Below are 20,546 nucleotides of genomic sequence, written 5' to 3'. Positions count from 1 at the left end.
GCAATCAGTAGCACCGGGCAAGCCACAGCCTCGGCAAAACCCATATGGGCAATGTCATTGGCGCGCAGGTTGATCTCGGCAGGCGACCCCGCGCCTTCCACCATCAACACCGGGTAAGCCGCGCTCAGGCGTGTGTGAGAGGCTAGCACCGCCTGCATCGCGATGGCTTTATAGTCGTGATAGGCCACGGCGTTCATGCTGGTCACGGCGCGGCCATGGATGATGACTTGGGAGCCGGTGTCGCTGTTGGGTTTGAGCAGCACCGGGTTCATGTCAGTGTGTGGCGCCAGGTTGGCGGCCTGGGCTTGCACCGCCTGGGCGCGGCCGATCTCGCCACCTTCAGCGGTCACGGCACTGTTGAGCGCCATGTTCTGCGGCTTGAACGGCGCCACCGCGATGCCTTGGCGCACCAGCCAGCGACACAGCGCGGTCACCAGGGTACTTTTGCCCGCGTCGGAGGTGGTGCCTTGCACCATCAGCGTACTCATGGTGCTTCCTTGTAGACAGCCAGGGCTTCGTCGAGTCGCAGCCAATCTGCCTCGGTATCGGGCAAGCCAAAGCGCAGGCTGCTGTCGTGGACAAACAGGCGCAGCAGAATGCCGCGCTGGGCCATGAATTCATGCATGCGTTCGGCGTGCGGGGTGATCAGCCACTGGAACAGGGCGCAGCCACCGTGGGGTTGAAAGCCGTGGCGTTCGAGCAGGTCAAACAAGCGCCGGCCCGCTTCGACACAGCGCTCACGCTGACGAACCTGCCCGGCGGTATCACGCAGGCACACTTGCCCGAGCACGCGGGTCGGCCCGCTGACGGCCCACGGCCCAACCTGCTCGGCCAACAGCCGCAGCAACCGGCGCTCAGCCAGCACGAAGCCCAGGCGCACACCGGCCAGGCCGAAAAATTTGCCGAACGAGCGCAATACAATCAGGCCGACATGATGGGTGTGGCTGGCCAGGCTGAGCTCTGGTGTGACGTCCATGAATGCCTCGTCCACCACCAGCCAACCGCCGCGTTGGGCCAGCCGCGCGTGCCAGTCCAGCAGGCGTTGCGGGCTCAGGCTAAGGCCGGTGGGGTTGTTGGGGTTAACCACCACCAGCACGTCAAGGCTGTCGAGAAAGAAGTCGACTTCCTGCTCCTGCACTTCGCGCACCACATACCCGGCGCGGCGCCAGGCTTCGGCGTGCTCGGCGTAACAGGGCGACAACACGCCAACCTTGCCGGAGCGGCGCAGGCGCGGCAGCAGCTGGATCGCCGCCTGGGAGCCCGGCACCGGCAGCAGGTGGGCGGCACCGTAATAGTCGCAGGCGGCCTTTTCCAGGCCGTCGTCGGCTTCCGGCAAACGCGCCCAGGCGCGCAGCGGGATGTCCGGGATCGACCAGGGCCAGGGCGCGAGGCCGCTGGACAGGTCAAGCCAATCGGCCTCGGCAATCCCGTATTCAATCACCGCCTTACGCAGGCGCCCACCGTGCTCAAGCATACAATTGCGCCCCCGCGCAGAGGATCAACAGCCATAACCAAACGCCACGCTGCACCAGTTGCCAGCCACGGTCGATGGCGTCGGCATCGGCGGCCGGGCCTTCGCCCAACTGCGGACGCTGATGCAGCTCGCCGTGATAGATCGCCGCGCCACCCAGCTCGACGCCCAGGGCGCCCGCCCCGGCCGCCATCACCGGACCCGCGTTGGGACTGTCCCAGGTGGGGCCTTGGGTGCGCCAGCATTTGAGCGCCAAGCGAGTTTTGCCTAAAACGGCGTAGGTCAGCGCCACCAGCCGTGCAGGAATATAGTTGAGTACATCGTCGATCCTGGCGGCTGCCCAGCCGAAGCGCTCGAAGCGTTCGTTGCGATAGCCCCACATGGCGTCGAGAGTGTTGCTCAGGCGGTACAGCACCACGCCCGGCACACCGGCGACCACAAACCAGAACAACGCGGCGAATACCGCGTCGCTGCCGTTCTCCAGCACTGACTCGGTGGCGGCGCGGGCGACTTCGGTGCTGTCCAGCTCGCTGGTCTGGCGACTGACCAGATAACTCACACGTTTGCGCGCTTCATCCAGGTCACCGCTGCGCAACGCCTGCGCAACCGGGATCACATGTTCACCCAGGCTGCGCATGCCGAGCGCCAGGTACAGCGCCAGGATTTCCAGGACCCAGCCGATATAGGGCGCCCACGATAACGCGGTCGCCAGCAGTGTCAGCGGCACCACGGCGATAAACCATGCGGTCACGCCGTGGCTGCGCCAGCCACGGCCACCGGTGTTGAAACGTTGCTCGATGCGCCCGGCGAAATTGCCGAACGCCACCAGCGGATGCCAGCGCCTGGGTTCACCCAGCAGCGCATCCAGCGCCACCGCAGCGACACACAGCAAGGCCACACTCATTGACTCACTCCCCACACATTCTCATACAACATGTCACTCAGCGGCCGTGGTTCGGTCCAGCCTTCGAGTTGCAACATCGGTGCCGGGTAGAACTCGGCCACCGGGCCCAGGCACAACACGGCCAGGGGTTTGGCGCCGGGCGGCAGGCCCAGCAGGTCGGCCAGGGCTTGTGGCTCGAACAGCGAGACCCAGCCCATACCAATGCCCTCGACACGGGCGGCCAGCCAGAGATTCTGGATCGCGCAGGACAGCGACGCCATGTCCATCTCCGGCAAGGTGCGCCGGCCAAAAATATGGCGCTCGCGGTCGTCCATCAACGCGGCCACCAATACTTCGGCGCAGTCGTGGATGCCTTCGACCTTGAGCTTCATGAATTCGTCGGAGCGCTCGCCCAGGGCTTCGGCGGTGCGCACGCGTTCTTCCTCCACCAATTGCTGAATATTCCCACGCAGTTGACGGTCGCTGATGCGGATAAACCGCCAGGGTTGCATCAAGCCCACGCTGGGCGCCTGGTGTGCGGCCTGGAGCAGGCGGTGCAGCAATTCGGGCGCGACCGTGCCGCCGGTGAAGTGGCGCATGTCGCGGCGTTCGGCGATGGCGCGGTAGACGGCTTGGCGGTCGGCTTGGGGATAGGCGTTGTTGGTCATGGCCCTATCGCGGGCAAGCCCGCTCCCACATTTGCAATGCATTCCCCTGTGGGAGCTGGCTTGTCGGGTCGCCGCATCGCTGCGATAGCGGTCTCAATGCTCGGCGCGAAGAGTGCGGCCACCGCCGTTGGATTCGACGGAAAATAAAAGTGCACATATGAAGCCGTCATCCGCCCCTGCCGATACACCGCCTCCGCCCCGCGCCCGCCATTGGGGCTCAGGCCGCGGGCAATCGGCTGCCATTCGGTGCTGGTCAGGGAATGGTGATAGGTATGGCCGCGCAGCACGCCTTCGGGCAACTCGACACTTTGCAGGGCCAGGGCGGCAAGTTTCTTTTGCATCACCGCATCGCCTTGCAGCAGGCCGACCAGTTCGGCACGGGCGCCGTCCACATCGGTGAGCGAATCCAGCAGGTAGAGCATGCCGCCACATTCAGCCAACAGTGGTTTGCCAGCCGCATGATGGGTGCGAATAGCCGCAAGCATCCGGGTGTTTTCAGACAGTGCCTGGTGATGCAATTCGGGATAGCCGCCGGGCAAGTACAGGCTGTCGGCGTCGGGCAATTGGTGATCATGGATCGGCGAGAAAAACTTCAACTCAGCGCCCATTGCCCGCAACAGATCCAGGCTGGCGCCGTAGGTAAAAGCGAAGGCTTCATCACGGGCTACGGCAATACGCACACCGGCCAACAGCGGCTCAGCCTCAATCAGTTGCGGCGCGGCGAACGTCACCGGCGGCGGCAACGCCACTTCGCAGCTGCTGCCCAGCGCCTGGGCTGCGGCGTCCAGGCGCGCATCGAGGTCATTGAGTTCACTGGCTTGCACCAGGCCCAGGTGACGGCTCGGTAATTCAATTCCCGTTTCACGGGACAGCGCGCCATACCAGCGCAGGCCTTCGGTGAGGCTGCCCTCGAGCAGCTGCGCATGACGCAGGGTGCCAACGCGATTGGCCAGCACACCGGCGAATGGCAAGTCCGGCTGGTAGCGCGCCAGGCCCAAGGCCAAGGCACCAAAGGTCTGGGCCATGGCGGTGCCATCAATGACCCCGAGCACCGGCACACCAAAGTGCCGCGCCAGGTCGGCGCTCGACGGTGTGCCGTCAAACAGCCCCATTACGCCTTCGATGAGAATAAGGTCAGCCTCGCCGGCTGCTTCCCACAGCAAGCGGCGACTTTCTTGCTCGCCCACCATCCACATGTCCAACTGATACACCGGCGCACCGCTGGCGCGCTCGTGGATCATCGGGTCGAGAAAATCCGGCCCGCATTTGAACACGCGCACCTTGCGCCCCAGGTTGCGGTGCAAGCGGGCGAGCGCGGCGGTGACGGTGGTTTTGCCCTGGCCGGACGCCGGTGCGGCGATCAATACGGCTGGGCAATGACGGGGCTGATTCAAAGTTCGACGCCCTTCTGTGCCTTGATACCGGCTTGGAACGCGTGCTTGAGCATGCCCATTTCGGTGACGGTGTCGCCCATTTCGATCAGTTCAGGCTTGGCGCCACGGCCAGTCACCACAACGTGCTGCATGGGTGGGCGGGCCTGCAGGTCGCTGAGCACCTGGTCCAGATCGAGGTAGCCGTGCTTGAGGGCGATGTTCAACTCGTCCAGCACCACCAGGCCGATGGACGGGTCTTGCAGCAATTCGCGGGAAACTGCCCAGGCGGCTTCGGCGGCGGCGATGTCGCGCTGGCGGTCCTGGGTTTCCCAGGTGAAGCCTTCGCCCATTACATGGAAACGCACTTGCTCGGGGAAACGCCGGAAGAACAACTCTTCGCCGGTGCTGTTACGCCCCTTGATGAACTGCACCACGCCGCACTGCATGCCGTGGCCCATGGCGCGGGCGAGCATGCCGAATGCCGAGCTGCTTTTGCCTTTGCCGTTACCGGTCAGCACCAGCAGCAAGCCGCATTCGTTTGGGGAATTGGCGATACGCTCGTCGATCACGGCTTTTTTGCGCAGCATGCGCGCCAGGTGGCGTTCGTCGCGGTCGGGGGAATCAGTCATGGCAGCTCTCCGTTGGGGCTGGACAAAAACGGCGGGCAGGAAAAAGAAAAACAGACAGCCAAGCATCGCCCACCGTGATGCTGTTGGATGATCCAGGCCGGTCTCCGGGCTCATGAGTGGCGCTCTGCTGATAGCGCGAGCAGGCCAACGGCGCGCCTTCCCATATCACGCGGATACAGTGGCAAAAGGCACCGTTTTGACTCATTTACCGTTGCGGGGGCAGCGCCGGAATTGCGGCTGCGCTGTGTACAAACGCGCTCACTCACCGGCTTCCCTGTTTCACTCTGTCGGCACATGGGCCACAGAGCACCTGGAACAAGCCGCGAAGGTTAGTGGGTTGGGGGTGGAGCGTCAATTAAAGCTGGCCTTGCACTTGAACCATCCGACTGCCGCGCTTCTCTACCTTTACAGGTATTAAGGAGAAAACCATGTACAAAACCAGACTCGCCTTACTGATCATGCTGGCAGGCACCCTCGCCGCCTGCGGTGAAAGCTCTACCCTGCAGGTCTCGGACGGCACCGGGCCATCGCCCAAGCTGCCGGAGCCGAACAAAACCCTGATCCCCACCGTAAACATCGCCCCGGCGATCGGCTGGCCGGAGGGTGCCAAGCCGACAGCCGCTGCCGGGACTCAAGTAGCGGCATTTGCCGAAGGCCTGGATCACCCGCGCTGGCTCTACGTTTTGCCTAACGGGGATGTGCTGGTAGCCGAAACCAATTCGCCACCCAAACCAGAAGACGCCACGGGCATTCGTGGCTGGGTGATGGAGAAGGTCATGGGCCGCGCGGGCGCGGGCGTGCCGAGCCCGAACCGCATCACACTGCTGCGCGATGCCGACCATGATGGCGTGGCCGAGACGCGCACGGTGTTTCTGGAGAACCTCAATTCACCGTTTGGCATGACCCTGGTGGGTAACGACCTGTACGTCGCCGATTCGGACAAGCTGCTGCGCTTCCCTTACCAGCCGGGTGAAACCGCGATCAAGGAGGCCGGCACCAAGGTGATCGACCTGCCGGGCGGCAGTATCAACCACCACTGGACCAAAAATGTGGTGGCCAGCAAGGACGGCAGCAGGTTGTATGTGAGTGTCGGCTCCAACAGCAATGTCGGTGAGAATGGCCTGGCGGCGGAGGAAGGCCGAGCGGCGATCTGGGAGGTCGACCGCGCCACGGGCCAGCACCGTATCTTTGCCTCCGGTTTGCGCAACCCCAATGGCATGGCCTGGGAACCGCAGAGCGGCAAGCTGTGGACGGCGGTCAACGAGCGCGACGAAATCGGCAGCGACCTGGTGCCGGACTACATCACCTCGGTCAAGGATGGCGCGTTTTATGGCTGGCCCTTCAGTTACTACGGCCAACATGTGGACGTGCGGGTCTCACCGCAAAACCCCGACCTGGTCGCCAAGGCCATCGCCCCGGACTATGCCGTGGGGCCGCATACCGCGTCCCTTGGGTTGACGTTTGCCGAGGGCAGTAAACTCCCGGCACAGTTCAGCAACGGCGCTTTTATTGGCCAGCATGGTTCGTGGAACCGCAAACCGCACAGTGGCTACAAGGTGATCTTCGTGCCGTTCGAGGGTGGGCAACCCAAGGGGCAGCCGGTGGACGTGCTGACCGGGTTTCTCAATAAAGACGAAAAAGCCATGGGCCGGCCGGTGGGCGTGGTGATTGATCAGCAAGGGGATTTGCTGGTGGCCGATGATGTGGGGAATAAGGTGTGGCGGGTGTCGGCGGTTAAGTAACTGCCTTGTATGGGGCCCATGTGGGAGCTGGCTTGCCTGCGATGGAATCGCCTCGGTTTAACTGACAGACCGAGCCGCCTGAATCGCAGGCAAGCCAGCTCCCACACAAGCCGGCTCAGACACTTGGGCCCGAGTGGCTTAAGGATTACGCGCCAGGCTTGCCGGCAACACGCGCTTGGCGCTCAGGTAGGCATTCTGCCAATAGGCCTTGGACAAGGTGTCCAACTTCACCGTACCGCCCGTTTGCGGGGCATGTACGAATCGCCCCTCACCCACGTAGATACCTGCGTGGCTTACCCGCGAGCCGCCACCGGTGGCGAAGAAGATCAAGTCGCCGGTTTGCAGGTTGTTCTCGCTCACATCCTGAGCGCGCATCACGATCAGTTCGCGGGTGGTGCGTGGCAGGCTGATGCCGGCGGCGTCACGGTACACAAAGCCGATCAGGCCGCTGCAATCGAACCCGGAGTCCGGAGTGTTGCCGCCCCAACGGTAAGGCGTGCCGACCAGGCCCAGCGCACGGAAGAGCACGTCTTCGGCAGCTGGCGAGAAATTTTGGGTCGAATAGTTGAACACCGGCCTGGGCTTGACCGCGACAGGCGCAGGCGGCGGTGGACGGCTTGCGCAGGCGCTGAGGAGCGCGGCGCAAACAAGAAGAATGAGGCGGGCTGAGGTCGACATGGGCAGAACAATCCTGATCTGGATGCGGCTTTCGCTGCCGAACGCTGAAAACCAGAACGCGCAAGCAAAGCTCGCGCGAACGGATTACAACAATGTCCAGGGATTCTAGCGCTTACGCGTCAAACTTCAAGTATCACTTTAACTTTACTTACTAGCGGTAACCGTAGTCGGGGCCATGGCGAGGGCGCGCTTGGCTTCGATGAAGGTTTTGCTCCAGTAGCTGTCACCCAGGTTGTCGACTCGAACACCGCCACTGCGACGGCTGCTGGAGTGGATAAACTGGTTATCGCCCAAGTAGATACCGGCGTGGCTTACACGACCACGGCCTGCCGTACTAAAGAAAAGCAGATCACCGGGCTTGAGGTTGTTGCGTGCGACCAACGGTGCATCCACGTTGATCATTTCGCGTGTCGAGCGTGGCAAATTCATGCCGGCTTCTTCACGGAACAGGTAGCCGATAAAGCCGCTGCAGTCGAAACCGGCTTCAGAGGTACCGCCGAAACGGTAACGGGTACCGATCAGGGACATGCCGCGTTCGAGGATACTGTCGGCCAGAACGGGAAGCTGGTAAGGCTTGTTGCCGGCGAAGGCAGCCAGTTCTTTCTCAGTAGCCTGCTCTTCTTTATAAAGAGCTTCTTCATAGACAGTAGAAGACTGCGCTGCAACGAACTTTGCCTGATTTTGAACCTGTGGTTTTTGCTGCTCAGCCACGTTTTGAGTGTGGGTGGCGCAACCAAACAACAGGGTAACGAGTGCGAGAGGCACGAGGGGTGCGAAGCGATTTAGCATGGGCACGACCGTGGCTGATGTGTAAAGAAGTCGAGACTATGCCCTCTATCACATCGATTTGCAAATTCAATCGTGATCTATGTGACTTCTGGTTTGGACTATGACATCTAAGCCCTTAACACCCTATTCATGCCTGTTGCGTGGCCAAACCGGCCAAAACGCAGGTTTTCTGGCGCCTGGAAGTTGCCGAAAACCCCACTGGACAAGCGCTGGCTACCAGCCGAGGGTTTCCTTGAGAAACGGAATGGTCAGCTTGCGCTGGGCCTGCAGCGAGGCCTGATCGAGCTGTTCGAGCAATTCGAACAACGCGCTCATGCTGCGGGTGCCACGGGTAAGGATAAAGTGCCCGACCTCATCGGTCAGGTGCAGGCCACGACGCGATGCACGCAATTGCAGGGCACGCAGCTTGTCTTCGTCGGAGAGTGGGCGCATTTGAAAGATGAGCGCCAGGGTCAGGCGTGATTTGAGGTCAGCCAGTTTCACCGGCAGTTCACGCGGCGAGGTGGACGCAGCAATCAACAAGCGCCGGCCGCTGTCACGCAAGCGGTTGAACAGGTGAAACAGCGCCTCTTCCCAATCTGCCTTGCCGGCGATGGCCTGCAGGTCATCCAGACACACCAGTTCGTATTGCTCAAGGTGGTCGAAGATGCCGATGCCACGGTCCATCAGCTCAGCCAGCGGCAAGTAAACCGCCGGCTCGCCCATCTGCTCGAAGCGCAGGCACGCGGCCTGTAACAGGTGGGTACGCCCCACGCCGTGTTTGCCCCACAGATAGATCAGGCTTTCAGTCCACCCGGCGTCGGCTTCGCAGAGTCGCTCGACATAGCCGAGTGCAGCGGCATTGGCGCCTGGGTAGTAATTGATAAAGGTGGCGTCGTCACGCAGACGCACACCCAAGGGCAGCTGAATCGGTTTCATGCTGACTGAACGGCTCCAAACGAACCGTTAGTGGCCTCTGTGTAAAGTTTGCAAAGTTTATACTCGTGAAGCCGGGCGCACAATGCAGCAGACCACAAGCAAAATCAAAGGTTTGCGTTAACTTGGGGCGATTTGCGCAAATTGTTTGACACCCCGCCCCAGAAACAACAAACCCGGCTTAGGCCGGGTTTGTTGCGAAACGGTTACAGGTCCGGGTCTTCAACCCCGGTATACGCATCCGAATCCTTATATAGATCATGGACGTGGCGCACCAACACCATGATCACCGCCGCCACCGGCAGCGCCAGCAAGATGCCAGTAAAACCAAACAGCTCACCACCCGCCAGGATCGCAAAGATCACCGCTACCGGGTGCAAGCCAATGCGGTCACCCACCAGCAGTGGCGTCAGCACCATGCCTTCCAAAGCCTGGCCGACCATGAACACCGCGACGATCCCAAGCATCGGGTACAGGTCGCCGCCAAACTGGAACAACCCGGCCACCAACGCCGCGCCGATGCCAATCACAAAGCCCATGTACGGCACGATGGCGGCCAAGCCGGCGATCAAGCCGATCAACAGTCCCAGCTCCAAACCAATCGCCATCAGGCCGGCGGCATAGATGATCCCCAGCGCCAGCATTACCAGCAACTGACCGCGTACAAACGCGCCGAGCACCTCGTGGCACTCTTGTGCCAGGGAAACGATGCGCTCTTCGTTATTGCGTGGCAGCAGGCTGCGGATCTTGGCCATCATGATGTCCCAGTCACGCAGCAGATAGAACGCCACCACCGGGATCAGCACCAGGTTGGTCAGCCAGCCGATCAATGCAAGGCTGGAGGCCGTGGCCTGGCTGAGCACCACACCGACAATGTCGGTGGTCTGGCCCATATGCTCACTGATCGCGGCCTTGACCTTGTCGAACTTCCAGAAGCCATCCGCCAGCCCCAGCTTGGCCTGAGCCCACGGCATCGCCGTGTGCTGCAACCAGTCGAGCATTTGCGGCGCCAGCTCATAGAGACGGAACAGCTGCTTGGCCAGCATCGGCACCAACACCAACACCAGCACCGTGATGATCAATGTGAACAGCGCAAACACCGTCACCACACCCCAGGTGCGCGACATGCCGATTTTCTCCAGTCGATCCACCACGGGATCGAACAGATAGGCGAGCAGCAACGCCACCAGGAACGGCGTCAGGATCGAATGCAGCAAGAACACAAAAACGCACAGCAGGACAACCCCACCAAGCCACACCCAACGACGCGTATCCGCCATAAACCACTCCATCTATCATTTGTTTCCTTCTATCTATATAGAAGGAAGATCACCTACCAACGAAAACGTAACTGCGCCTGGGGCTCCGGGGCAGCCGGCGGCTGCGTACCATCGGCCACCGGCGGTTGAACCGGCGCTTCGCCCGCAGGCACTTCCTGCAACTTGGCCAGGCTCAACTGAGTGCGCAACTGATCGGCACTGCCGTTGACCCGATACACAATGCGATTGCCATCCACCCGCTGTGGCTGAGCGCCAAAGGGTTCAAGCAGATGGCCCAAGGCGGCATAGCGCTCCAGATTCATGCCCTGCACTTCGAGCAGCTGTTCGGTGCTCACACCTGGTTTGACGGCAAAACGCGGTGCCAGTTTTTGACTGACCGCCAACATCACGGCATCGGCCACCGCGCCAGTGTCAGCGCCCTGGGCGGTGCCCTGCTCGCTTTTGTCGCCCAGCCACAGGCGCCATTTGGCCTGCCACTGGCTGCCTTCCTGGCGCGCGTGCACGGCCAGCAACGCGTCGGCGCCGTAGCGTTCGGAGGCGGCGCGCAAGGGCGTGGCATCGGCACTTTCCAGATTCGGTGCAGTGGCGACGACCTGCTCATCCAAGTCACCCAAGGGCAAACGCAACGGCAAGCCGCGGTGTTGCGCGGCACGACGCAGTGCACCGGCTATCGCCTGGCCATCACCGACCAGACTGCTGCCGTCAGTGGAATCGTTGAGCCACCAGCCGAGGATCGACGGCCGATTGCTGCCCCAGATCGACAGGCCCGCTTCACGCAGGGCGCGATCGGTGCTCACAGGGTCGAAGTCAACTTGCAGGCTTTCCGGCGGGCCGGCGTCGTAGCCGTATTGGCTGATGATTTGCTGCGGGTCTTTGCGGATCGCCGCCAGGCCTGGGCCGTCGGCAGCCTTGGCATCGCCGGTCAGGCGGATCACCAGGGTTTGCACGGCGCGCTGGGTGGCCTGGTCACGCTCTTGGGGCGACTGGCTGGCAACCGGTTCAAGTACTTGATAAAGGCCATTGAGGGTTTCGGCATGACTCGCCAGGCTGACCAACGACAAGCAGCCTACAAAGAAGAAATTACACAGACGCATGGAAGATTCCCGAACGACAAATTTAGCGGCTGGAACAGACCGCGCGAACTCGGCTTGGCAAGGCTGTGACCACAGCAGCCGGTAAAACATTCACAGGGTCATGGCAGTTTTTGTACTGTCATAACGATAGCGGGTTAAAGGCTATACCTTAATACACGCCATTACCGGCACGTTTAGCATTTTTTTAACCGGCTTTTTTAACCTATATGGCCCTGCCCGTCGGCCCGAGGATGGCCGCTGCCCCTCAAGCCTGATAAAATCGCGCGCCTTCGCAGACCGTCAGCGGCTGGGCCTTTTACCAAAAGCGCCTGCCGGCTCGGTCGTTACCCAGAAATCCCCCCTAAAGGCCTGGATCATGAGCAAGCAACCCTCCCTGAGCTACAAGGACGCCGGTGTAGACATCGACGCCGGTGAAGCATTGGTCGAACGCATCAAGAGCGTCGCCAAGCGCACTGCGCGCCCCGAAGTCATGGGCGGCCTGGGCGGTTTTGGCGCCCTCTGCGAAATCCCGGCCGGCTACAAGCAGCCTGTGCTGGTGTCCGGCACCGACGGCGTGGGCACCAAGCTGCGCCTGGCGCTGAACCTGAACAAGCACGACACCATCGGTATTGACCTGGTTGCCATGTGCGTCAACGACCTGGTGGTGTGTGGCGCAGAGCCGCTGTTCTTCCTCGACTACTACGCCACCGGCAAGCTGAACGTGGACACCGCTGCTCAAGTGGTCACCGGCATCGGCGCCGGCTGCGAGCTGTCGGGTTGCTCTCTGGTCGGCGGCGAAACCGCTGAAATGCCAGGCATGTACGAAGGCGAAGACTACGACCTGGCCGGTTTCTGCGTCGGTGTTGTCGAAAAAGCTGAAATCATCGACGGTTCCAAAGTCGCAGCCGGTGACGCCCTGCTCGCCCTGCCATCGTCCGGCCCGCACTCCAACGGCTACTCGCTGATCCGCAAGATCATCGAAGTGTCCGGCGCCGACATCGAGAATACCCAGCTCGACGGCCAGCCGCTGACCGACCTGCTGATGGCCCCGACCCGCATCTACGTGAAGCCTTTGCTCAAGCTGATCAAGGACACCGGCGCCGTCAAAGCCATGGCCCACATCACCGGTGGTGGCCTGCTGGACAACATCCCGCGCGTGCTGCCTAAAGGCGCACAGGCGATTGTCGACGTGGCAAGCTGGACGCGTCCTGCCGTGTTCGACTGGCTGCAAGCGCAAGGCAATGTCAACGAAACCGAAATGCACCGCGTGCTGAACTGCGGCGTAGGCATGGTTATCTGCGTGGCTCAAGAGCACGTTGAAACCGCGCTGAACGTACTGCGTGAAGCGGGCGAGCAGCCTTGGGTTATCGGCCAGATCGCAACCGCTCCAGAAGGCGCGGCCCAGGTTGAACTGAAGAACCTCAAGGCTCACTGATGCCTGAGACCTGTGATGTCGTGGTGCTGCTCTCCGGCACCGGCAGTAACTTGCAGGCCCTGATCGACAGCACGCGCACCGGCGATAGCCCGGTGCGCATCGCTGCGGTGATCTCCAACCGCAGCGACGCCTACGGCCTGCAACGCGCCAGGGACGCGGGTATCGACACCCGCTCCCTGGATCACAAGGCTTTCGAAGGTCGCGAGGCCTTCGACAGCGCCTTGATCGAACTGATCGACGCCTTCAATCCCAAACTCGTGGTGCTTGCCGGTTTCATGCGCATCCTCAGCGCCGATTTCGTGCGGCACTACCAAGGGCGCCTGCTCAATATTCACCCGTCCCTGCTGCCCAAATACAAAGGGTTACACACACACCAACGCGCCCTTGAGGCCGGCGACACGGAGCATGGCTGCAGCGTGCACTTTGTCACCGAGGAACTCGATGGCGGGCCTCTGGTCGTACAGGCAGTGGTTCCGGTAGAGTCTGCAGATTCGGCGCAGACACTTGCGCAACGGGTTCACACCCAGGAACACAGGATTTACCCGCTGGCTGTTCGCTGGTTTGCCGAGGGACGATTGATTCTCGGCGAACAGGGTGCATTATTGGACGGTCAGTTACTCGCGGCCAGCGGCCACTTGATTCGAACCTAGGAGATTTTATGCGTCGCGCCCTGCTCTTCGCTTTTGCGCTGTTCGCCTTGCCCGCTGTGCAAGCAGCAGACCTTCACCCTTTCTCCGCCAGCTACACCGCCGACTGGAAGCAGTTGCCCATGAGCGGCTCGGCCGAGCGCAGCCTGGTCAAGAATGACAATGGCTCGTGGACCTTGAATTTCAAGGCGTCCATGATGATCGCCAGCCTCACCGAGACCAGCGTTATCCGTCTCGACAAAGATGCCCTGCAGCCCGTGAGCTACAGCTTCGAGCGTGGCGGCCTGGGCAAGTCGAAGAAGATCAACCTGGACTTCGACCAGACGGCCAAGAAAGTCACCGGCTTTGAAAACAAAGACCCGGTCAACGTCGCCCTGCAAAGCGGCATGCTCGACAAGTCGACTTACCAGTTGGCACTGCAACGCGATGTGGCGGCCGGCAAGAAGAGCATGAGCTACATCGTCGTTGAAGGCACCGACACCGACACCTACGACTTCCGCGTGATTGGCCCGGAAAAGGTCCAGACCAAGGTCGGCTCCATCGATGCGATCAAGGTTGAACGTGTACGTGACCCGACTCAAAGCAAGCGCATCACCCAGATGTGGTTTGCCAAGGACCTGGGCGGCATTTTGGTTGCCCTGCGCCAGGTGGAAACCGACGGCAAGGAATACAACATCATGCTGCAGGACGGTACCGTTGATGGCCAGGCTATCAAAGGTAGCTGATACCGTGATGTGATTAAAAAGAGCCTCGCTGAATGCGGGGCTTTTTTTCGCCTGGAGGTTTTGTGTTGAAACCACTACCGCTATCGCAGGCAAGCCAGCTCCCACAGGTGAATGCATTTCAAATGTGGGAGCTGGCTTGCCTGCGATGGCGGCTCAATGATCAACACAAGGCTCCAGCCGGTCGCAAACATGAAACTTTTGTCATAAAACTCAGCACCCTGCGACGCAATGTCGCGATTTGCGTGGCCTGCAGCACTGTTGCATTTCCTGCAATAAATAGTTGCGCGCAAAATCGGTTTACTTAGCAAGCTAACAAAACATATAAAAGAGGCCTGCGACGACTTGCCGCAGATCAACCAGAGATTGGAGCAAGCAGATGACTGTAAAAGTAACTGAACGCGACGATGCACACATGTCTCACGAAGCACTGGGCCATGGGATTCACATCTGGGATGTACATCAACAAGACCAACTGGTCGGCATGTTCCACAACGAGAACGAAGCCCACAATTATAAAAACGAGCTCGAATCTCTTGAGATGAAACGCCAAGCCGACGGCTCCTGAAACTCTGAAATCTGCCAGTCACCCAGCCCCACACAGCAGCTGGTGTGCCTACACACAAAAACCCCGCCTTTGAGCGGGGTTTTTCGTTTCTAACAGCCACCGTTTTCCTGTGTTCTGCCACGACCGCATGAAAGCAGATACACCCTACAGAACCCCAGGCTTCGTACTACAAGTCACCTCAAAGACACTGAACCAGCCTGACTTAGCCCCTTCAACCCTGATTCCAGACCTGCATGGTTGCTCTCTCCGGCTTCGAACCGCCCTCCTTTCGCCCCTGAATAATCGTTTCCGCAAGAAGCGTAACAACAAATAGACATTTGGTAATGATTCTCGATAGTATCCGTTCGCTTTTCACTCAGCCCTACGGATAAGGAGTTCGATTTGATGCACGGACAGGTCGCCACACCGGAAAAACTACTGCTGGAACGCTGGGGTGAAGCACTCTCCACTCGCCAATTCCTGGCTAAGCACGTCACGCTTGATGCCCTGATCGACACCCTCGCACCTGCCGCCGAACGCAGCTTCCAGCGCCTGATCCAAGCCCTGTTCCGTGAAGGCCTGCTCAACCCCACCACACGCACTTATGACGAACACAATCGCTGCTGGCTGGAGCTACCCGACCACACCCGCCTATGTTTTGATCACCTGCGCCCAGGCCGCATGGCCAGCTGGGATTTGCGCGGCACGGTGAGTGTCCTGCGCGCTGGCCAGCCCGAACAGAAAATCCGATTCCCCTCGCAGTTGCTGACATTACTCAACAGCAGCCTCGAATCATCTGCCGTCCCAGACGTCTTGAGCCGCCTCAACCGGGAGATAGACGACAGCTTTATCAACGATACGCTGTGCCTCGCTTTTCACGAGCAGTGGACCCTCGAGCTGCACGCCGCAATGGCCCCCGCGCATCAAAACAATTTGCTCAGCTACCTCAAGAACAACCCAAGCGTTTCCAACCCGACATCAGTACTCGAGCAGTGGGGCACCTTGGGCCATCCATGGCACCCCAACTACAAGACAAAGCTGGGCCTGGGAACAGAGCAGGTTATTGAATTCTCGCCGGAGTTCGAAGCGCGCTTCCCGGTTTTACTCTGCGCGCTGCACCGCCAGTTCGCCCATGTCGAAAGCCTGGCCGGTACTGCAGATTACTGGCAGTGGTGGCAAAACCACTTCCCGCAGGCCGCCCGCCAACTGACAGCGCACTTAAGCGCTCAAGGCCTTGAGGCTGGCGACTACCTGCCGATGCCCGCTCACCCTTGGCAAGCTCGCCAAGAGCTGCCGCAACTGTTCGCCAATGAAATCGGTGACAGGCTGCTGGTGCTGACCGACATCGTCGCGTTCACCGCCCACCCCACCATGTCATTCAGGACCGTGTTGCCTGAAGGCCGGTGCGACGCGCCAATGGTTAAACTTCCCGTGTCGCTGCGCTTGACCAGTGTGCAGCGCACAGTGTCGCCACGCTCCGCGCGCATGGGGCCACGGATCAGCCATTTACTGCAAACCATCCTGGCACGCGAACCGCAAATTCAACCTATTCTCAGCATCGTGCCCGAACGACTCGGCGTGCATTTCCAACCACAACCTGCCAATGACGAGCACTCCCGGCACCTGGCCGTCCTGTACCGTGACAACCCGCAGAGCCTGCTCGAACCGGGCGAAATGGCCATTCCGGTAGGCAGCCTGTTTGCCATTGATCAGCATGGGCAACCCTTGCTCAAGCAGTGGGTACGCCTGAGCAAAGGCGCTGATGACGCGCAGGCCATGCAGGCGTTTTTTAAAGACTATGCATCGATTGCAGTGCCGGCACTGCTGGGCATGTACTTGCGTTATGGCGTGGCCTTCGAGGCCCATCAGCAGAACTCCTTTATGGTCATGGGCACAAACGGGCAAGCAAACCGCCTGTTGCTGCGTGATTTCGGTGATATCCGCATCGACCGCAAGACCTTGCATGCCCATGGCCTCGACATCGAACTGCACGACCCGAAGATGACCTTGTACGACGATGCCGGCTTCGTGCGCGACAAGTTGCTGCACACCGTGTTCATGTGCCACTTGGGCGAACTGGTATTGCTCAGTGCGCGCCATTTCGATATTCCGGAGGGGCTGCTGTGGGACGAGCTGTCAGCCCAGGTCCGCGAGTGTTTCGATGATTTGCGCAGCCAGGTCGAACCCCAACGTTGGCAGACCGAACGTGCCGCGCTGCTGGAGCAGGACTGGCCAGCCAAGTCGTTTATGCGCATGCGCCTGATGGAAAGCCACGCCGATATCGTCGGACGCCTGCCGAACCCGCTGAGCACTGCCGCCAATGTCGGCTAACAACACTGCATTGCGCCTGTTGGTGGTGATTCAGTTGGTGTCGATGGGCGCCATGGAGATGAGCGGCCCCTTCTGGCCGTTGCAGATCCAGAAACTGCTGGGCGTTGCCAACGCCCAGTACACCGGCCTGCTGTCGTCGCTGGTGTATGCCGGGCCGATGATGGCGGCGATGATCCTCACGCCAATGTGGGGGCGCCTGGGTGATCGTACCGGCCACAAGCCGATGATCATTCGCGCGCTGCTGGCCCTGGCGGTATGCCAGGCGCTGGCCGCTGTCACCACCGACCCGTGGCTGCTGGTGGTCATCCGCGTGGCGCAAGGTGCGCTGGCAGGTTTTATTGCAGCAGCCCAAGCCTATGCGCTGGCGTACTGCGCCGAAGGTGGGCGCGGGCACATTCTGGCGCGGTTGCAATCGGCCACCGCCGTGGGCTCGCTGGCCGGGCCGGTGCTGGGTGGCTGGCTGATGGATATTTCCGGTTTCGCGTTGCTGTGCTACAGCGCCACGGCGGTCTGCCTGCTGTGCGCGCTGATCAGCCTGTTTCTACCCAGCGATGCGCCGCGCTCAAGACCGGTACGCGCCTCAACGCCTACGGCACTGCCCAAAGGCTGGCTCGGCGCAATGCTCGCCATCATCGTGCTGATCCAGGCCGCCAAGATGATGCCCCAACCGTTTTATGCCCTGTACGTCGCCGATGTTCTACACGCTCCTGCCTGGCTGATCGGCGCCAGCTACGCCGCCAGCGCACTGACGCTCGCGCTGTCCGCGCCGCTGTGGGGCCGCCTGTTTGACCGACACCCCGCGGCGCAAACATTACGCATCATCGAATGGGTCACGTGGTTTTGCGCCTTGACGCTGGCCTTCACGGCGATGGCCGGCGAATGGCTGGGGTTCCTCGCCAGCCGGCTGCTGTGGGGCGTGTGGCAAGGCGCGCTGCTACCGGTCGCCTACACGTTGATCGCCAATACCGTCGCACCCAGCCAGCAGGGGTTTGCCTTGGGCCTGGGCAATAGCGCCGCAAAAGGTGGCGCGTTGTGCGGTGCACTGTTGGGTGGCGTCGGCATGGCAATGGTGGGCTTGGCGCACAGCTTTTGGCTGGTGGCACTGACCTATGCCTTGGCGGCCCTGGGTATCCGCGCCATCCGTTCGTTCACCCGAACACCTGAGACTACCGATTTTTCTGTCAATACTTCTAATAACTCAAAGGCAAGATCATGAACAAATCACAATGGGCCGTCCTGCTGCCCCTGCTCGGTTCGATAAGCGCGCCTGTCTGGGCCGATCAACCTGAAGACGCGCCAGCGGCGGCTACCAACCTGCAATTGCAGGCGACGGTCGTTTCGGCCACTCGCAGTGAAACCAGCATTGCCGCGATCCCAGGCTCGGTACAGGTCATCGACGAAGCACAGATCCGCCAGCAGACAGCAGCAGGACGCCGGGTTGCCGATATCCTCGGGCAACTGGTCCCGGGCATAGCGCCCTCCAGCGGTGGCATGAGCAACTTCGGCCAAACGCTGCGCGGGCGCAACACGCTGATCCTGATTGATGGCGTGTCCCAGAACGCCACGCGTGACAACTTCCGCCAGCTCAACAGCGTGGCACCGGAAAGCATCGAGCGCATCGAAGTGATATCCGGCGCCAGCAGCGTCTACGGCGCCGGCGCCTCAGGCGGCATCATCAACATCATTACCAAGCGCAACAAAGGCGAAGACCTGGCCTTCAGCAGCAAGATCGGCATGACCGCCGGTAACAATTTCAGCCACAAGGGGTTTTCCTACGAAGCCTTCCAAAGTGCCACCGGCCGCAAAGGCCCGGTGGACTGGTACGTGTCGGGCAATACGGTGCAACGCAACGACCAGTTCGACGGTAACGGCAAACGCATTCCCCAGGACACGTCCCAGGGCAGCAACATGGACACCGACACCTACGACCTGCAAGGTCGCTTCGGCTACGAGCTGGATGACGACAAGAAGATCAGTCTGTCGCTGCAAGACTATAAAGATGAACAGGACACCCGCTACACCAAGAACCCACGCATCACCAGCACTGCCGTCGCGGTAAAAGGCCTGGACCTGGATGACCAACCCTTCACCCACAACCAGGCGGTCAACCTCAATTACGCCGACAAGGACTTCTACGGCCAGGGCTTGCAGGTCGAAAGTTACTGGCGGCGTGCCGATGCACTGTTCTTCCCGGACCTGTCTCGCGGTCGTGCCGGGGTGTCCGACAACAACAGTGTGCAAGACGTCTATGGTGTGCGGGCAGCGATTGATACACAAATGCCGGACATCGGCTCGGCGACCGGTAACCTGGTCTGGGGCGCCGACTATGACCATGAAACCTCGCGCCAACGCGGCGACCAATACCGGGTCAACGGCCTGAGCTATACCAAGACCGGCACCACCTTTGAGATGGGCCCGGACATCGCAACCGCCACCAAAGCCATTTTTGGCCAGCTGTCCTACGATATCGATGACTGGACCTTACGTGGCGGCATCCGTCGTGAGTGGATCGAAAGCGAAGTGTCCGACAGCATTGCCTACGGCGAGATCGTGCAGACCGGCAACCGCGCCACACTGCCGGGCGGCACCCTCAAATACGATGACACGCTCTACAACCTGGGTGCGGTGTACCACCTGAATGAAAACCAGGATGTGTTCGTCAATTTCAGCCAGGGGTTTTCCCTGCCGGATATCCAGCGCTTCCTGCGGGACGTCAACAGCAAATACGACATCCAGGACTTGAACGCCCAAGCCCTCAAGGTCGACAGTTACGAGCTGGGCTGGCGTGGCAACTGGGACAAGTGGCTGGCCAATGTCACCGCGTATGAGAACACCTCGGACGTCACCCAGTTTTATGATGCCAATGACCGTGTGTTGCGCCTGATCAACCAGAAAGAGCGCGTGCGCGGCATCGAAACCAGCCTGACCTACAACGTCACCGATCAATGGTCGGTAGGCGGCACGTACGCCTACGCCAAAGGCGAGACCCAGCAAAACGGCAAATGGATCGACCTGCCCGCCACACGTATCTCGCCTGCCAAGACCACCGCCTTTGTCGGCTATGACCGTGGCGACTACAGCCTGCGCCTGCAAGGCATGCAACTGGCCGACTATGATGCCGCGGCCAAAGACAACAACGGCCGCGATATCAAAGGTTATACGCTGGTCGATCTGCTCGGTTCGGTCAGGTTGCCAGTCGGTCGCCTGGAAGGCGCGATCTACAACCTCAGTAACCGCAATTACCAGAACATGTTTGCCCAGGCCAACGCCCGTGCGCCGTACCCGAACGCTGAAGGGCGTACCTTCAGCGTGAGTTATGCAGTGGATTGGTGATCGGCTGAAGCTGCAGGTTAAAAACACAAA

At 60.8% G+C, this 20,546-nt stretch carries 19 protein-coding genes and 1 riboswitch; of the genes, 8 read left to right on the top strand and 11 right to left on the bottom strand.

Annotated features, from left to right (window positions below):
• The 6 genes from FEM54_RS00545 to cobO form a co-directional block, all read right to left on the bottom strand.
• The coding region (locus FEM54_RS00545) for a nucleotide-binding protein (protein WP_171045780.1) at positions 1 to 488 on the bottom strand (488 nt) is incomplete at its 3' end.
• A complete protein-coding gene (gene cobD / locus FEM54_RS00540) occupies positions 485 to 1,474 on the bottom strand; it encodes a threonine-phosphate decarboxylase CobD (protein WP_017134892.1) in 990 nt (329 codons plus the stop codon). The genes FEM54_RS00545 and cobD, both read right to left, overlap by 4 nt.
• Positions 1,467 to 2,375 (bottom strand): adenosylcobinamide-phosphate synthase CbiB, encoded by a 909-nt coding sequence (gene cbiB, locus FEM54_RS00535; protein ID WP_138449009.1) that lies wholly within the window; start codon positions 2,373 to 2,375, stop codon positions 1,467 to 1,469. The genes cobD and cbiB overlap by 8 nt, the downstream gene beginning before the upstream one ends.
• On the bottom strand, positions 2,372 to 3,022 hold the full coding sequence (bluB, locus tag FEM54_RS00530; protein WP_017134890.1) for a 5,6-dimethylbenzimidazole synthase: 651 nt from the start codon (positions 3,020 to 3,022) through the stop codon (positions 2,372 to 2,374). Before bluB ends, cbiB begins: the two co-directional genes overlap by 4 nt.
• Positions 3,019 to 4,416 carry a cobyrinic acid a,c-diamide synthase CobB gene (locus FEM54_RS00525; RefSeq protein WP_099548859.1) on the bottom strand — a complete coding sequence of 466 codons (1,398 nt, stop codon included), beginning with the start codon at positions 4,414 to 4,416 and terminating at the stop codon, positions 3,019 to 3,021. Before FEM54_RS00525 ends, bluB begins: the two co-directional genes overlap by 4 nt.
• Complete coding sequence (cobO, locus tag FEM54_RS00520; RefSeq protein WP_010208674.1) at positions 4,413 to 5,024, bottom strand: cob(I)yrinic acid a,c-diamide adenosyltransferase; 612 nt, start codon at positions 5,022 to 5,024, stop codon at positions 4,413 to 4,415. The genes FEM54_RS00525 and cobO overlap by 4 nt, the downstream gene beginning before the upstream one ends.
• A gap of 78 nt (positions 5,025 to 5,102) precedes the next feature.
• Positions 5,103 to 5,353, bottom strand: a riboswitch (cobalamin riboswitch).
• A 99-nt stretch (positions 5,354 to 5,452) separates the two neighbouring features.
• On the opposite strand from cobO, the gene FEM54_RS00515 reads away from it, so the two are divergent.
• Positions 5,453 to 6,766 (top strand): PQQ-dependent sugar dehydrogenase, encoded by a 1,314-nt coding sequence (locus tag FEM54_RS00515; RefSeq protein ID WP_138449006.1) that lies wholly within the window; start codon positions 5,453 to 5,455, stop codon positions 6,764 to 6,766.
• Between the two features lie 138 nt (positions 6,767 to 6,904).
• Here the strand turns inward: FEM54_RS00515 and FEM54_RS00510 are convergent, their stop codons facing one another.
• The 5 genes from FEM54_RS00510 to FEM54_RS00490 form a co-directional block, all read right to left on the bottom strand.
• Positions 6,905 to 7,444 (bottom strand): C40 family peptidase, encoded by a 540-nt coding sequence (locus FEM54_RS00510; RefSeq protein ID WP_017134887.1) that lies wholly within the window; start codon positions 7,442 to 7,444, stop codon positions 6,905 to 6,907.
• A 144-nt stretch (positions 7,445 to 7,588) separates the two neighbouring features.
• Positions 7,589 to 8,233, bottom strand: coding sequence for a C40 family peptidase (locus tag FEM54_RS00505; protein WP_017134885.1), 645 nt, complete (start codon positions 8,231 to 8,233; stop codon positions 7,589 to 7,591).
• A 213-nt stretch (positions 8,234 to 8,446) separates the two neighbouring features.
• Entirely contained in the window at positions 8,447 to 9,151 is a 705-nt protein-coding gene (hda, locus tag FEM54_RS00500; RefSeq protein ID WP_138449004.1) for a DnaA regulatory inactivator Hda, read from the bottom strand.
• Positions 9,152 to 9,354: 203 nt separating this feature from the next.
• The gene (locus FEM54_RS00495; RefSeq protein ID WP_026013513.1) at positions 9,355 to 10,428 is read right to left on the bottom strand and encodes an AI-2E family transporter; all 1,074 of its coding nucleotides are present in this window, start codon (positions 10,426 to 10,428) and stop codon (positions 9,355 to 9,357) included.
• A 53-nt stretch (positions 10,429 to 10,481) separates the two neighbouring features.
• Positions 10,482 to 11,522, bottom strand: a complete 1,041-nt coding sequence (locus tag FEM54_RS00490) for a DUF2066 domain-containing protein (RefSeq protein ID WP_017134882.1) — start codon at positions 11,520 to 11,522, stop codon at positions 10,482 to 10,484.
• A gap of 355 nt (positions 11,523 to 11,877) precedes the next feature.
• Here FEM54_RS00490 and purM point away from each other — a divergent pair, with 355 nt between their 5' ends.
• The 7 genes from purM (at position 11,878) to FEM54_RS00455 (ending at position 20,516) form a co-directional block, all read left to right on the top strand.
• Positions 11,878 to 12,936 carry a phosphoribosylformylglycinamidine cyclo-ligase gene (gene purM / locus FEM54_RS00485; RefSeq protein WP_017134881.1) on the top strand — a complete coding sequence of 353 codons (1,059 nt, stop codon included), beginning with the start codon at positions 11,878 to 11,880 and terminating at the stop codon, positions 12,934 to 12,936.
• On the top strand, positions 12,936 to 13,586 hold the full coding sequence (purN, locus tag FEM54_RS00480; RefSeq protein ID WP_017134880.1) for a phosphoribosylglycinamide formyltransferase: 651 nt from the start codon (positions 12,936 to 12,938) through the stop codon (positions 13,584 to 13,586). The genes purM and purN overlap by 1 nt, the downstream gene beginning before the upstream one ends.
• Positions 13,587 to 13,594: 8 nt before the next feature.
• Entirely contained in the window at positions 13,595 to 14,308 is a 714-nt protein-coding gene (locus FEM54_RS00475; protein ID WP_138449002.1) for a DUF3108 domain-containing protein, read from the top strand.
• 376 nt (positions 14,309 to 14,684) lie between these two features.
• Complete coding sequence (locus tag FEM54_RS00470) at positions 14,685 to 14,873, top strand: hypothetical protein (RefSeq protein WP_138449000.1); 189 nt, start codon at positions 14,685 to 14,687, stop codon at positions 14,871 to 14,873.
• Positions 14,874 to 15,257: 384 nt separating this feature from the next.
• Positions 15,258 to 17,183: an IucA/IucC family protein gene (locus FEM54_RS00465; RefSeq protein WP_138448998.1), complete on the top strand. Its 1,926-nt coding sequence runs from the start codon at positions 15,258 to 15,260 to the stop codon at positions 17,181 to 17,183.
• On the top strand, positions 17,173 to 18,399 hold the full coding sequence (locus tag FEM54_RS00460; protein WP_099548855.1) for an MFS transporter: 1,227 nt from the start codon (positions 17,173 to 17,175) through the stop codon (positions 18,397 to 18,399). Before FEM54_RS00465 ends, FEM54_RS00460 begins: the two co-directional genes overlap by 11 nt.
• A complete protein-coding gene (locus FEM54_RS00455) occupies positions 18,396 to 20,516 on the top strand; it encodes a TonB-dependent receptor (protein WP_138448996.1) in 2,121 nt (706 codons plus the stop codon). The genes FEM54_RS00460 and FEM54_RS00455 overlap by 4 nt, the downstream gene beginning before the upstream one ends.
• Positions 20,517 to 20,546: the final 30 nt, after the last annotated feature.

The sequence above is a fragment of the Pseudomonas edaphica genome (assembly GCF_005863185.1).
Taxonomy (GTDB): Bacteria; Pseudomonadota; Gammaproteobacteria; order Pseudomonadales; family Pseudomonadaceae; genus Aquipseudomonas; species Aquipseudomonas edaphica.
Note: the sequence above shows the minus strand (reverse complement) of the source record. Positions and strands in the feature narration are given on the sequence as shown.